This window comes from Arthrobacter sp. 2MCAF15 (assembly GCF_052115605.1).
Taxonomy (GTDB): Bacteria; Actinomycetota; Actinomycetes; order Actinomycetales; family Micrococcaceae; genus Arthrobacter.
Genome location: NZ_JBFRGZ010000009.1, coordinates 102,708 through 116,720, shown reverse-complemented (window position 1 = coordinate 116,720; position 14,013 = coordinate 102,708). Strand labels below are relative to the sequence as shown.

Here is a 14,013-nt window from a genome sequence, read left to right as displayed (position 1 = left end):
CCCACCATTCCACGCCAGTCCGTCACGACGACGGCTCCGTGTGCCCCGCCGCGGCCGCACTGCTCCCGGTCGCCTGACTTCCGCACGCCCGTTCTGACCACCGGCCCCGGCCACCGACCCCGACCACCGACCCAAGGACCCCGACCCATGTCAGTTGTATCCGCACCAAAGAAGATGCGCACACCGCAGGAAATCAACGGCGTGATCCTACGCCGCGTCATGCCGCTGCTGATCGGCGCCTACATCATGGCCTTCCTGGACCGCACCAACATCGGCATGGCCAAGGACCGGCTGGAGATCGACCTCGGCATCTCGGCCACCGCCTACGGCATCGGCGCCGGGCTCTTCTTCCTGACCTACGCCCTGTCCGAGATCCCGTCCAACCTGATCATGCACAAGGTCGGTGCCCGCTTCTGGATCATGCGGATCATGATCACCTGGGGCATCATCTCCGCCGGCATGGCCTTCGTCCAGGGCGAATGGTCCTTCTACATCATGCGGATGCTGCTCGGCGTCGCCGAGGCCGGACTCTTCCCGGGCGTCATGTACTTCCTGACCCAGTGGTTCGTGGTCAAGGACCGCGCCAAGGCCAACGGAATGTTCCTGCTCGGCGTCTCCATCGCCAACATCGTCGGCGCCCCCCTGGGCGGTCTGCTGCTGACCATGGACGGGCTCGGCGGCCTGCACGGCTGGCAGTGGATGTTCCTTGTCGAGGGCCTCCCGGCGTGCGTCCTCGCCTACGTCGTCTGGAAAAAACTCCCGGACCGCCCCAGCCAGGCACCATTCCTGACTGCCGAGGAAGCGGCCGATCTTGAGGCCCGCATCGCCGCCGAGGAATCTGCCGGCGCCGAGGCCTCCGGCAACCACCGGCTCCGCGATGTCCTTAAGGACAAGCAGATCCTCCTCGTCGTCGGCGTCTACTTCACCCACCAGATCGCCGTCTACGCCCTGTCCTACTTCCTGCCCTCCATCATCGGCACGTACGGAAAGCTCAGCCCGCTGCAGATCGGCCTGCTGACGGCCATCCCCTGGATCTTCTCCGCGGCCGGCGCGCTGCTGGTCCCGCGTTTCGCCACGGACGGCCGCCGCTCCCGGATGCTGGTCACCGGAACCATGACCGGCATCGTCGCCGGCTTCGCGCTGGGTGCCGTCGGCGGTCCCCTGCTCGGGATGATCGGCTTCTGCCTCGCCGCCTTCAATTTCTTCGCCCTGCAGCCGATCCTCTTCACCTACCCGGCCACCCGGCTCAGCGGCGCCGCCCTCGCCGGCGGCATCGCCTTCGTCAACACCATCGGCCTCTGCGGCGGTTTCCTGGGCCCCTACGTCATGGGCTTCATGCAGGACGCCACCGGCTCCAAGCTGTCCGGGCTGTGGTTCATCGTGGCCATGTGCATCATCGGCGCGCTGCTGTCCCTGCTGCTCAAGCGCGGCACGGAGAAGCCCGCGGCTGTCCCGGCCGCCCACTGACCCACGGACCACCGCCCGTCCCGGACGCGCCCCGCCGCGCGTCCGGAACGGGCCCGCACACCCTCTGACTGCAAGGAATACCCATGGATTTCACCGCCAAACGCGTCCTGGTCACCGCCGGAGCCAACGGCATCGGCCTGGCCATCGCCAACAGGTTCCGGGAACTCGGCGCCGCCGTCTTCGTCACCGATATTGACCCCGACGCCGTCGAGAAGGCCCGCGTCAACGGCCTCGCGGCCGCCGTCAGCGACGTCTCCGACGAATGGCAGGTCCGCGCCCTCATGGCAACGGTCCGGGAAGAACTGGGCGGCCTGGATGTCCTGGTCAACAATGCCGGCATCGCCGGGCCAACCGGCCCCCTGGAATCCATCGACGCCGCGGCGTGGAAGGCGACCTTCGACGTCAACATCCACGGCCAGTTTTTCTGCATCAAACACGCCCTGCCCCTGCTGCGCGAGGGCAACGGCGCCTCGATCGTGAACCTGTCCTCGGCCGCCGGGCGGCTGGGCATGGCCGGCCGCAGTGCCTACTCGGCGTCGAAGTGGGCCGTCGTCGGGCTCACCAAGACCCTTGCGATCGAACTCGGCCCGGACCGGATCCGGGTCAACGCCATCTGCCCCGGCGCCGTCAACGGCCCCCGGATCGACGCGGTCATCAATGCCAAGGCCGAAATGCTCGGCCAGCCGGCGGACGAGGTGTCCGCGCTCTACCACCACCAGTCCTCGCTCGGCCGGCTCATCGAGGCCGAGGACATCGCCAACATGGCCGTCTTCGTGGCCAGCGACCTGGCCCGCAACGTCAACGGCCAGGCCCTCGCCGTCGACGGCAACACCGAAAAACTCTACTGATCCCCGAGGAGCGACACCCATGGCTGCTGCACGCAAAGTCATCATCACCAGCGCCGTCACCGGCGCCATCCACACCCCGTCCATGTCCCCGCACCTGCCCGTCTCCCCGGACGAGATCGCCGACGCCGCGATCGGCGCCGCCGAGGCCGGCGCCGCCATTGTGCACATGCACGCCCGCGATCCCAGGGACGGCCGCCCCTCACAGGACCCGGAGCACTTCGCACCGATCCTGGACAAACTCAAGCTCAACACCGACGCCGTCATCAACATCACCACCGGCGGCTCGCCGCACATGAGCGTCGAGGAGCGGATGCAGCCGGCAGCACTGTTCAAGCCCGAGCTCGCCTCGCTGAACATGGGCTCGATGAACTTCGGGCTGTACCCGATGCTGGAGCGCTTCACCGAGTTCGGCCACGACTGGGAACGCGAGGGGCTCGAGAAGAGCCGCGACCTGGTCTTCAAGAACACCTTCCAGGACATCGAGACCATCCTGGGCATCGGCAACCGGAACGGCACCCGCTTCGAGTTCGAGTGCTACGACATCTCGCACCTGAACAACCTGGCCCACTTCCATGCCCGCGGACTTGCCAGGGGCCCGCTGTTCGTCCAGTCCGTATTCGGCCTGCTCGGCGGCATCGGCGCCCACCCCGAGGACCTCATGCACATGCGCCGCACCGCGGACCGGCTGCTGGGCGAGGACTACGAGTGGTCCATCCTGGGCGCCGGCAAGAACCAGATGCCGCTCGCCACGATCGGCGCGGCCATGGGCTCGCACGTCCGGGTGGGCCTGGAGGACTCGCTCTGGATAGGGCCGGGGCAACTCGCCGCGTCCAACGCCGAACAGGTCACCCGGATCCGCACCATCCTGGAAGCCCTCAACTTCGAGGTCGCCACACCGGACGAGGCGCGGCAAATGCTGCAGCTTAAGGGCCGGGACAAGGTGGGTTTCTGAGCACGTGAGCATCCTCGTGGCCCCGGACAGCTTCAAGGGCACCTTCACGGCGGCGCAGGTCGCGGCGCACATTGCCGGCGGGATCCGTTCGGCCGGCGCCGCCGCCGTCGAACTCCCCGTGGCCGACGGCGGCGAGGGAACGTTTGAGGTCCTGGTCAGGGGCCTGGACGCCCGCCCGGTCCGCGTGGGCACGGTGGGTCCGTGGGGTGACGCCGTCGACGCCGCCATCGCCCTGGCCGCCGACGGCACCGCCGTCGTCGAGCTGGCCTTTGCCAGCGGTCTCAACCTGCCCACGGCCGGGGACCGGGACCCAACCGCCGCCAGCACCTACGGCACCGGCGTGCTCATGGCGGAGGCCGTCCGGCTCGGGGCCCGCCGGCTGCTGGTCGCGGCCGGCGGGTCCGCCACGACCGACGGCGGCGCCGGGGCCATCGCTGCGATCGAGGAGCGCGGCGGCCTCCGCGGCGCCGAGATCGTGATCCTGAGCGACGTCACAACGCGTTTTTCCGACGCCGCCCGGGTGTTCGGTCCGCAGAAGGGCGCCGGTCCGGCCCTAGTTGCCGACCTGACCCGCCGGCTCGAGCTGCAGGCGGAACGCTTCGCCGCCGAGTACGGCCGCGATCCCCGTCTGATGGACCGGACCGGCGCGGCCGGCGGGTTCTCCGGCGGCATGTGGGCACGCTACGGTGCCAGCCTGGTGTCAGGGGCCAACTATGTGCTGGATTTGTTGGGGTTCGACGCGCGACTGGCCGCGAGCAGCGCCGTGGTGGTCGGCGAGGGCCGGCTGGATTCCCAGACCGGACAGGGCAAGATCATCGCCGCCATCCTGGCCCGCGCCGCCGACATACCCGTGTACGCGGTGGTGGGATCGGTGGACCCCGATCTCGGCGCCGACGCCGGCAGCTTTGCCGGCATCATTGTGGCCGGCAACCCGGACGCCATGCACGCGGCGGGGGCTGAACTAGCCCGGGCTATTTCCCGCGACTCCCCGGTTTCCAGCGTTTCCCGCGCTGCCACTGCGGTTTGCGCTTCCATATGACGCCACGGACATGCCCGCCTTTGGCGCGCACCGATGGACATAATCCCCTTCTGCCCATTCCCTGGCCTGAAGGCTGGACATGTCCCCCGCAACCAGGCGTGACCACTGGACATGTCCTACGGCGGCTCCCAAAACTGGGCATGTGCCACAGCGGAATTGGCGAAGCTCGGATTGGCCAAGCATGGCGGGGCTCAGCGGGGCGAAGCCCCGGCCCTGAAAGAGCGGTTCGATGGCCGGGTCCCCCAAGGAACCGGCCACCGAACCAAAAACTCCCACTCCCACACCTTGTCACACATTTGACAAAACTGTCACACGACGCTCCGAGTCGGACCGAAGCTCATCGGTATTGTGGAATCCATGACTGAGACGGCCGCACCGCAGAATCCTGACCACCGGAGTGTCTTCCTGGACAAGGAGCATCCGGCGGCGTGGCGTGCACTCAACGGGCTGGGCCTGAAAGCCAAGGAAGCCGCCGCCGAGGCCGGGCTGGACGGGACGCTGATCGAACTGCTCAACGTCCGCATTTCGCAGATCAACGGCTGCGCCTATTGCCTGGACATGCACGTGGGCGATGCTGTCAAGAATGGCGAGTCGGCCCAGCGGCTGGCTGTCCTCTCGGCCTGGCGGGACACCACACTGTTCTCCGAAAAGGAACGGGCAGCCCTGACCCTGGCCGAGGCCATCACCAGCATCTCTGACGCCCGGGCCCGAGACCACGACGGCGCACAGGCCCGGCGGCACCTTTCGGCCGAGGAATTTTCCGCCGTCAGCTGGCTGGCCATCACCATGAACGCTTTCAACCGGGTTTCCATCGTTAGCCAGCATCCGGTCCGCGCCGCCCGCGACTAACCCCCGCGATTAAACCCGCTGGCGCCTCACGCCGACACCCAATCAGGACGCCCCACCTTGGCGCCCGCCAGGACACCAGCTGGCACACCTGGCCGGAGACCGAGGAGGCGCCAGGGACCCCGGGCATCGCTGCCGCGCCGCCTGCCAAACAGAACGCCATAGCCACATCCGGTGCACGGTCGTAAGCTCGGAAAGTGGGGCGGAGCCGCGGTCACGGAGGGAGCACTGCCATGAAGTGGGTCAGGCCGGGTCACCCGGAATACGACGAAACTCGAAGACTCTTCAACGCAATGATCGACCGCCGTCCGGCCGTCATTGCCCCATGCGCCGACGCGGCAGAAGTGGCCGAGGCCTTGGCGTATGCGCGGACACACGGCTTCGACGTCGCCGTACGCGCGGGCGGCCATTCTGTGGCCGGCATGTCGTTGAACGACGGCGGTCTTGTAGTCGACGTTCGTACGATGAAATCCGCCCGGGTGGACCTGGAGGCCCGCACGGCCACCGTGGGTGCAGGCCTCACCTGCGGGGAGTTTGACCGCGCCACCCAGGAGTACGGGCTCGCCATCACCGGCGGGCGCGTCTCCACGACGGGTCTCGCCGGTTTCACGCTCGGGGGCGGATCCGGCTGGCTCGAGCGCGCCTTCGGCTTCGCCTGCGATGACCTCGTCTCCGTGGACCTGGTCACGGCCGCCGGTGAGCGGGTGACGGCCAGCGCCCGGGAGAATCCCGAGCTGTTCTGGGCCCTGCACGGAGGCGGCGGGAACTTCGGCGTCGCCACGTCCTTCACCTTCGGCCTGCACCAGCTCGGGCCAAAAGTGCACGCCGGCCTGCTGATGTGGCCGGGGGACGCGGCCGAGGAAATCAGCCGCGGCTACCGGGAACTGGCGCTTGCGGCGCCCAACGAGGAGTCCGCCGCCCTCATCTACGCGATCGCGCCGGCGGAGCCATTTGTGCCCGCGAACCTGGTGGGCAAGATGGTGGTGTGCATGGTGTACGTCTTCGCCGGCGACCCCGCGGAGGGCAAGGAACATGCCGAGGCCTACCGGGAGCTTGGGCCTGCGGTGGACCTGGTGGAGGACACGGACTACGCCGGCTTCCAGTGTTCCCTCGACGACCCGCCGGGCAAGTACAACTATTGGAGCGCTGACTATCACGACGAACTTTCCGACGGCGCCCTGGACGTCATCATCGACTCGGCCCGGAACCTCCCGGGACCAAGTTCCCAGCAGCTGATAGCCCACTGGGGCGGGGCCGTGAGCGGGCCCGCCGCGGCCGCCACCCCGCTGCTGAACCGGAACGCCAGCTGGGTGAGCCACCCCTTCGGCCTCGGTGACACTCCGCAGGGCGGGCAGGAGGCGAAAGCGTGGGTCAAGCGGTTCCGCCAGGACATAGCCCCCTACGCGACCGGAGGCGTGTGGCTGAACTTCATCGGCAACGAGGGCCAGGACCGCGTCCGGGCAGCTTTCGGCGAGGACAACTACGCCCGGCTGGCAAACGTGAAACGCGAGTTTGACCCCGGGAATGTTTTCCACGGCAACCAGAACATCCGCCCCTCCGTCGCTGTGTGACCCCGCGCCCCGCACCCGAGCCCGCACCCGGCCGGCGACAGCCCGCACCCGCCCGACGCCGGCCCGCGTCGGCGTCAGCGGGCGGCGCTAGACTTCCTCCATGGCCGTCTACGTCGATCCGCCCCTCTGGCCTGCCCACGGAACGCACTTCTCGCACCTCGTCTCGGACAGCTCGCTTGAGGAGCTGCACGCGTTTGCCGCGGCCGCCGGCATCTCCGGCCGTGCCTTCGACGGCGACCACTACGACGTCGCCGAGGACCGCTATGCGGCCCTCGTGGCGGCCGGTGCCATCCCTGTGGAGGGCCGGGTGCTGGTCCGCAAACTGATCGCCAGCGGCCTGCGGATCCCGGCCCGCCGGCGCGGCAAGGCCCTCAGGATCCCCCTGCTGAACCGCTGGAATGAGGCGCTGCCGGGCCACGACGCCCTTTTCCTTGATCTGCTGGACCGCTGGGGCGAGGAGCACCGGAAGTACCATGGCCGCACCCACCTGCTGGCTGTACTGGAGGCCCTGGACCTGCTCTGCGATCCGTCCGATCCGCCCCGAGCAGTACTGCTGGCTGCATGGTTCCACGATGCCGTCTACCGCGGCATCGCGGGAGAGGACGAAGCGGAATCGGCGCGGCTGGCCGAAGACCGGCTCCGGCATGCCGGCCTGCCGGCCGCCGAGGTGGACGAAGTGGCGCGCCTGGTCCTGCTGACCGCGGACCACTGTCCGGAGCCCGGAGACGACGCCGGTGCCCTGCTCAGCGACGCCGACCTCTCCGTCCTCGGCGGCGACCCGGAAGCCTACGCCCGTTATCTGGCCGCCGTCAGGGAAGACTTCGCGCACATCGGCGACGCCGACTTCGCCACCGGCCGCGCCGCCGTCGTCCGCCGGCTGCTGCAGCTGGATCCGCTCTTCCATACGGACCGGGCCCGCGGGCTGTGGCTGGAGGCGGCCCGCCGGAACCTGCAGGGCGAACTCGCGTGAAAAGCGACCACCTCGCTCTCCGGCGGCCGGTAATGCTCAGGCGGCAACGCTGAGGTGATTCGCCAGGCGGTCGAACGATTCACGCCATCCTTCGCCGTGGCGGTCGCGGCTGGACGCAGAGTCGAACGGTCCCTGGGTGAAGGTCATCTGGGTGCCGCCGTCGACCTCCTCCAACCGGATCGTCACCTCGGTCTCGAAGCCGCGGGTGCCGTCCGGCCTGTCCCAGGCATGGGTGAAGACCAAGAGGTGCGGCGGCTCAATATCGGTATGCACCCCGCCCCACCAAAATTGCTGCCCCGTACTGTCCTGGATCATGCAGGCGCGGTACAGGCCACCGACCTCAAGGTCCGTATCGACGCTCTCCCGCGGAACGTGGAAGCCGCGCGGACCCCACCACTGCGGAGCCTCGTCCGGGTCCGTCAACGCGGACCACACACCCCGGACCGGGGCCCTGAACTCGCGCACAATGACAAGCATGAGGTCCGTGTCCCCGGACGCCGGTTCGCTCATGGTCCTCTCCCTCGGATTGCTTGGACTGACAGGGGACGCGGCTTCGACCCCCGGGGCTGCGCCGCCGCGCTAGCGTCGGCCGGGCCTGTAGGCGGTTACGTACGGCGTATTGCTCGGGACGATCTGTTTCCCGAGCGGCATCAGCGAGACCGGGATGAGCTTGAGGTTGGCGATCGCCAGCGGGATGCCGATGATCGTGATGGCCATGGCGAAGGCCGTGATGATGTGCCCGATCGCGATCCAGATGCCTGCCACAACCAGCCAGATAACGTTTCCCACCAGGGCAAATATGCCGTTTCCGCCGGGCTTGTCGATCACCATGCGACCGAAGGGCCACAAGGCGTAGGACGCGATGCGGAACGAGGCCAGCCCCCACGGAATGGTGACGACCAGCATGCAGCAGACAACGCCGGCCAGGAAGTACCCAAGGGCCAGCCACAGGCCGCCAAAGAGCAGCCAGATGATGTTCAGGAGTGTCTTCATGGTTTCATTCTCGCCCGTAGGACTGACATTCGGCTTAGTGGTTCACCCGGAAAGATCCCTGATTTTCGCCTCCCTCCCTCCGAAGCCGGCCCCAGTTAGGGGACACCGGGTGCACGTCGGACTTTCCAGGGCTTAGGCGTCGGCCTGCTTGACCATTGCTGCCTCAACATTGATCTTTACCTTGTCGCTGACCAGCAGGCCGCCTGCCTCGAGGGCGGCGTTCCAGGTCAAGCCAAATTCCTTTCGGCTGATGTCTGCCTCAGCGCTGAATCCGGCCCGCGTGGCGCCGAAGGGATCCACCGCGACGCCGGTGAACTCGACTTCGAGTTCGACAGGCTTGGTGACGCCGCGGATCGTGAGGTCGCCGGTCAACACGTAGTCATCCCCGGCGCCCCTGATCGCGGTGGCCCGAAAAGTCATGTCGGGGTACTTTTCGACATCGAAGAAGTCGGGGCCGCGGACGTGGCCGTCGCGGTTGGCGTCGCCCGAATCGAAGCTGGCGGTCTTGACCGTGGCGTGCAGGCTTGCATCTGCCAGCGACTCGCGCAGATGCGCCTCGGCGGTGGCCTCGTTGAACCGGCCGCGGACCTTGCTGATGCCCGCATGGCGGACGCTGAAACCGACTTCACTGTGGGACATGTCCAGCATCCACACTCCGGGGGTCAAACCTTCGGGCAGAGTCACAACGGTCTCCTTCGAGCGGGGGCGGGCCGGTCCCGCCAAGCGATCGGGGTGTTCCCCTTCCTGCATGCTAACGAGGAAGCCCGTCCCGGGCTAGGTCCGAGCGGCCCTGACGCTGGCACAACGTCAGATCGGATGATCCGTAGATGCCCTACTTCGCCAGCACGACCGGAAAGAACCAGGACCCGGCCTTCGGGACGCTTGATGTCACGGCCACAGCTGATGAGCTCGCCTCCCGGCAGCGTTCCCAGCGCCTCAGGCCGGTACCCAGATGCTGACCCAGTCCAGGTACACGTGGCCTTGCGTTTCGGGACGTGGACACATGGGCAGGCAGGACTCGGTCTGCAGGATGAAATGCATTGGCGTCGACGGCACGTCCGTCGTGCTCGCACCTATGGATCGTCCGTCAATGAAGAACTCCACGCGCCCGGGCGTCCACTCTGTCGTGGCCACGTGCCAGTCCGTGGACACTTTGTTGGAAAAGAACTGTTCGAAACGCTTTGGGTCCAAGGACATGAAATGCGCCGCGGCCGTAAGGATTGCTCCCATGTCGCCTTCGGGGAAATCGATCTCGCCGTCCCGCGGCCAGATCCCGCTATCCGGCCACAGGAGCCACGCGGTCTTGAAGCCGGGCATGGCATCTCCCCTGTACCGGACCGAGTAGCGGCCGTACAGCATGCTGTTGGCCCTCGGGGGATTCTTGCTGGCGTTCAGGAATTTGGGAGTGGGCGCGGCGCCCATGAAGATCCCGTTTTCTGAATGCATGAACCAGTCCAGCACCCCGTTTTTGACGCTCAGGACTTTCGACGGGTAGTAGCCGGATTTACCGCCGCTGACCTGTCCATCCGTATCCGGTGTTCCGTCCTTGTACCCGGCACTCCACCGGTCCTTGTAGAGCGGTCCGGGGAAGGAGCCCAAAGGGACGTCACCCTTGGAGAAGTCCTCGACAAAGACGTTCCGCCATCCGGGCAGGTCACCCGACATGGTGACATCCGTGGTCCGGACCGGAAGCGGTGCTGAGGTCTGGGCAGGCCGGGACGCTGGTCCGGGCATTGGCGCAGGGGTGGATGCGCCGGCGGCACCCCCTTCCGGGGAACCTGTCGGCAGACCCGACTGGAGTCCAAGCTGAGGCCCTGTGCCGGCATCGGTCGACGGGCCGGCCGGCGACGCCGAGACGGACGTGAACAGCGGCCGCTCGCCCCGGGGAGCCACATCCGCGGCGCACCCGGCCAGCGCCAGCACGGATCCCAGGACCATGGCGGGAACCAGCCTGAACCAAAGCGTGTGGAGACGCCGGCGGCCCGCCGGCACGCACCCCCGCATAACGCGCGTCCGCATTCGGCCAGTGTCGCACGCAGGCCGCCGTGGATCAACAGGTTCCCACCCTTTTTACTTGAATTTTCAAGTTAATCCAAGGTTAATGCAAGGTGGCATGACCAAACTTTAAGCCTGGGGTAAATCACTAAGTTGTCCACAATTGTTCAGCGTCAGCATCGGGTCTATTTCCGGTTTTGAGGAGGTCGGAGAGCGCTGCAATTGGGACGAGCAGAATACGTCATTGAGTGGTGAGGCCAGTGTCCATCCCGAATCTCAAGCCAAACGTGCGCCCCCAAACGACGCCCCCGCCGGCAAATCCCTCGGTCAGTGTGGTAATTCCCACGTTGAACGAGGCGATGAACTTGCCGTGGGTTCTGCGGCGTATGCCCTCCTATGTAGATGAGGTGGTAATTGTTGATGGCCGTTCCCTGGACGGCACAGTTGATGTCGCGCGGGCCATGCGCCTGGACGTGGTGGTGGTGGCCGAGCCCCGCCCCGGCAAAGGAAACGCCGTGCGGGCCGGATTTGCCGCCGCCTCCGGCGACATCATCGTCATGCTGGACGGCGACGGCAGCATGGACCCCCAGGAGATCGGCTGGCTGGTGACTCCGCTCCAGCATGAATACGACTTCGTCAAAGGTTCCCGCTATGTGACGGGCGGCGGCTCCGACGATCTCACCTGGCTGCGCAGCGGGGGGAACAAGATGCTCACGGGGCTCGCCAATGCCGTCCTCCACAGCGACTACTCGGACCTTTGCTACGGCTACATTGCCCTCCGCCGCGAATGCGTTGACATTCTGGAACTGGAGTCCGACGGGTTCGAGATCGAAACCGAACTGATTGTCCGGGCCTCCAGGGCAGGCCTTCGCATTGCCGAGGTTCCCAGCCATGAGCTGTCCCGCATCTCCGGCCAGTCGAACCTGCACACGTTCCGGGACGGCTGGCGGGTTCTCCGCACCCTTGCCCGCGAGCGCGTGAGCTGGGAGGCCCCGACAGCCGGTGCCCGCCCCGAGGCCCTGCGTCGAGTCAAGTACAAGTACCCCAGCGCGGTATTCCCCCACGTTCCCACCGATCCCAGCAGCGTCCTGGGCGTACGGGCAGGCGAATAGGATGTCCGGACACTCCAGCTTCCCGGCAGTATCCGTGGTCATATGCTCCTACTCGGAGGACCGGTGGGACAGGCTGATGGGCGCCTTGGACTCGGTCCGCACCCAGACCGTCCCGCCCAAGCAGACGATCGTCGTCGTCGACTACAACGTGGACTTGTACAAACGGCTGATCTTCACCGTCCCCGACGCCGTCATAGTCGAAAACACCGGCCCCAAGGGCCTCTCCGGCGCCCGCAACACGGGCGCCGGAATCGCCAAGGCAGAGATCGTGGCCTTCCTCGATGACGACGCCGAAGCCGAGCCGGACTGGCTCGAGCGGCTCGCAGCCTTGTACGACGATCCCGACGTCCTTGCGGTGGGCGGCCGGGTGGAACCGCTCTGGGAAACGGGCCGGCCGGGCCACTTCGCCAACGAGCTCGACTGGATTGTTGGCTGCACCTACCGGGGAATGCCCAAAGTTGCCGCCGAAGTCCGCAATGTCATTGGCGCAAACATGTCCTTCCGGGCCGATGTCCTGGACCGTGTCGGCGGCTTCAACACAGCGTTGGGGCGCCAGGACGCCGTCCCGCTGGGCTGCGAAGAGACCGAACTGTGCATCCGCGCGGTAATCGGGGCTCCCGGATCACGGGTTGTCTATGAACCCGCAGCCCTGGTGCACCACCATGTGCCGGCAGAGCGCGGCACCTTGCGCTACATGCTCGCGCGCTCCTGGGGCGAAGGGATTTCCAAGGCGCAGGTCAGCCGGGTGGTTGGCCACAAGCGCGCGCTGGGCCCTGAACGGCGCTATGTCCGGCAGGTCCTGCCACGGGCGGTGTTCGCCGGAATCCGCGGCTGGCTCGGCGGCGGCGACCCTGCCGGACTCGGCCGGGCGGCAACCATCATCGCCGTGCTCGCAGCCACGGCCACCGGCTACGTCCGAGGGCGCCGCCTGCCGGCCGCGCCCTCGCCCGTGAAAGCGGCCACGGCGTCGGCGGAAGAGCCTTGGAGGGAAGTCCAGTGAACCGTGCAGCCTACGAGCCCGTCCCCGCAGACCGCCCGGCGCAGCACCTGCGCCCCCTGCACCCCGAACCACCCGACCGCTGTAACCCGACCCCAGAAAGCTTGGATCATGAGCCAGCCTGAACGCGACGTGAAACAGCCGATCGACGCCTCTCCCGGCGCCTCCTTCGATGTCCACGGGATCGTGGGCATCGATGTCGAGGCCGGGACGCCTGGCGAACCGCAGCTGCGGGACATGCTCGCCCCGTTCCTGGGGACCTCCGCCGCGCCACGGCGGATCACCATCGGCGCGAAGATATCGCCGGTTTCCAGCCAGTCCCACGCGGAGGATGCCTACCGGTTCACCGGGGAATCGCTCTACATTCCGGCGGACCGGGTCCAGATCATCGAGACAAAGGACGGGTACCGGATCGAGGGCGCCGGCGAGCTCCTGACCTCCGTGATTCCGCTGCTGGACAGGCTGTGCGTCCAGGAGGAGACGGCCATGATCCATGCCGCGGTAGTGGATTTCCGCGGCTCCGGGGTGCTTCTGCCGGCCTGGGGCGGGGTCGGGAAGACCAGCACGGTGGCGAAGCTGGTGGCCATGCGCGACGTGCGCTTCATGGCGGATGACTGGGCCTTCATGGGCGCCGGCGGCATGCTCATGGGCTACGCCAAACCGATGTTCATCAAGCCCCACCACCGCGCCATCTACCCGGACATGTTCCGGGGGACGCGCAAGCCCCTGGCCCCCGGATGGCTGACCACGCCGGTCGCCCACCTGGCGACGGCGGTCCATCCGGTCATTGTCCGCTACCCGAAAACCGCCGCCTTCACCCGGCGCTGGTCCCCCGAGCACCGCATGGTGCAGCCGGAGCATGTCTTCGGGGCACAGCGGATTTCATCGGCGGCGCCGGCACAGCTGGCCATCTTCCTCGAGCGGTTCGACGGCGCGGATGCCCGGCTGGAAGCGCGAAGCGCGGAATGGATGACGTCCCGGGTCGTAGGCAACTTCCATTCGGAACTGCCCATGGTGTCGCGGCGGCTCGTCGAGGCCCTCGGCGCCACCAGCCTGGTCCCCCTGGAGGAGCATTTCGGGCAGAAGGCAGCCGTGGTCCGCCGGGCCCTGGAGGACGTTCCCTGCTGGCTGCTCCGGCTGCCGGCCGCATGGTCTGCGGACCAGGCATCTGACTACATCGCGAATCTGGTCCGTTCAAAACTGGATGAGTGAGGCGAGTCCAC

At 67.3% G+C, this 14,013-nt stretch carries 14 protein-coding genes; 10 read left to right on the top strand and 4 right to left on the bottom strand.

Going from position 1 to position 14,013, the window contains the following annotated elements; translation table 11 throughout:
- Positions 1-147: 147 nt before the first annotated feature.
- From AB4089_RS12545 to AB4089_RS12515, 7 genes are all read left to right on the top strand, one after another.
- Positions 148-1,467: an MFS transporter gene (locus AB4089_RS12545; RefSeq protein ID WP_441409616.1), complete on the top strand. Its 1,320-nt coding sequence runs from the start codon at positions 148-150 to the stop codon at positions 1,465-1,467.
- 83 nt (positions 1,468-1,550) lie between these two features.
- Complete coding sequence (locus AB4089_RS12540; protein WP_441409615.1) at positions 1,551-2,315, top strand: SDR family oxidoreductase; 765 nt, start codon at positions 1,551-1,553, stop codon at positions 2,313-2,315.
- Positions 2,316-2,334: 19 nt separating this feature from the next.
- Positions 2,335-3,267: a 3-keto-5-aminohexanoate cleavage protein gene (locus tag AB4089_RS12535; protein WP_441409614.1), complete on the top strand. Its 933-nt coding sequence runs from the start codon at positions 2,335-2,337 to the stop codon at positions 3,265-3,267.
- A gap of 4 nt (positions 3,268-3,271) precedes the next feature.
- Positions 3,272-4,306, top strand: coding sequence for a glycerate kinase family protein (locus AB4089_RS12530; RefSeq protein WP_441409613.1), 1,035 nt, complete (start codon positions 3,272-3,274; stop codon positions 4,304-4,306).
- 357 nt (positions 4,307-4,663) lie between these two features.
- Positions 4,664-5,155, top strand: coding sequence for a carboxymuconolactone decarboxylase family protein (locus tag AB4089_RS12525; protein WP_441409612.1), 492 nt, complete (start codon positions 4,664-4,666; stop codon positions 5,153-5,155).
- Between the two features lie 230 nt (positions 5,156-5,385).
- A complete protein-coding gene (locus tag AB4089_RS12520) occupies positions 5,386-6,723 on the top strand; it encodes an FAD-binding oxidoreductase (RefSeq protein ID WP_441409611.1) in 1,338 nt (445 codons plus the stop codon).
- A 100-nt stretch (positions 6,724-6,823) separates the two neighbouring features.
- The gene (locus tag AB4089_RS12515; RefSeq protein WP_441409610.1) at positions 6,824-7,693 is read left to right on the top strand and encodes a DUF4031 domain-containing protein; all 870 of its coding nucleotides are present in this window, start codon (positions 6,824-6,826) and stop codon (positions 7,691-7,693) included.
- Positions 7,694-7,729: 36 nt separating this feature from the next.
- On the opposite strand, the gene AB4089_RS12510 is transcribed toward AB4089_RS12515, so the two are convergent.
- The 4 genes from AB4089_RS12510 to AB4089_RS12495 form a co-directional block, all read right to left on the bottom strand.
- Positions 7,730-8,203 carry an SRPBCC family protein gene (locus AB4089_RS12510; RefSeq protein WP_441409609.1) on the bottom strand — a complete coding sequence of 158 codons (474 nt, stop codon included), beginning with the start codon at positions 8,201-8,203 and terminating at the stop codon, positions 7,730-7,732.
- A gap of 69 nt (positions 8,204-8,272) precedes the next feature.
- The gene (locus AB4089_RS12505; RefSeq protein ID WP_441409608.1) at positions 8,273-8,686 is read right to left on the bottom strand and encodes a YccF domain-containing protein; all 414 of its coding nucleotides are present in this window, start codon (positions 8,684-8,686) and stop codon (positions 8,273-8,275) included.
- A gap of 132 nt (positions 8,687-8,818) precedes the next feature.
- Positions 8,819-9,370, bottom strand: a complete 552-nt coding sequence (locus AB4089_RS12500) for a YceI family protein (RefSeq protein ID WP_441409607.1) — start codon at positions 9,368-9,370, stop codon at positions 8,819-8,821.
- A 252-nt stretch (positions 9,371-9,622) separates the two neighbouring features.
- Positions 9,623-10,624: a family 16 glycosylhydrolase gene (locus AB4089_RS12495; RefSeq protein WP_441409606.1), complete on the bottom strand. Its 1,002-nt coding sequence runs from the start codon at positions 10,622-10,624 to the stop codon at positions 9,623-9,625.
- A 308-nt stretch (positions 10,625-10,932) separates the two neighbouring features.
- Between AB4089_RS12495 and AB4089_RS12490 the strand changes: the two genes are divergently transcribed.
- The 3 genes from AB4089_RS12490 (at position 10,933) to AB4089_RS12480 (ending at position 14,002) form a co-directional block, all read left to right on the top strand.
- Positions 10,933-11,793 carry a glycosyltransferase family 2 protein gene (locus AB4089_RS12490; RefSeq protein WP_441409605.1) on the top strand — a complete coding sequence of 287 codons (861 nt, stop codon included), beginning with the start codon at positions 10,933-10,935 and terminating at the stop codon, positions 11,791-11,793.
- Position 11,794: 1 nt separating this feature from the next.
- Positions 11,795-12,793: a glycosyltransferase family 2 protein gene (locus AB4089_RS12485; protein ID WP_441409604.1), complete on the top strand. Its 999-nt coding sequence runs from the start codon at positions 11,795-11,797 to the stop codon at positions 12,791-12,793.
- Positions 12,794-12,901: 108 nt separating this feature from the next.
- On the top strand, positions 12,902-14,002 hold the full coding sequence (locus AB4089_RS12480; RefSeq protein ID WP_441409603.1) for a hypothetical protein: 1,101 nt from the start codon (positions 12,902-12,904) through the stop codon (positions 14,000-14,002).
- Positions 14,003-14,013: the final 11 nt, after the last annotated feature.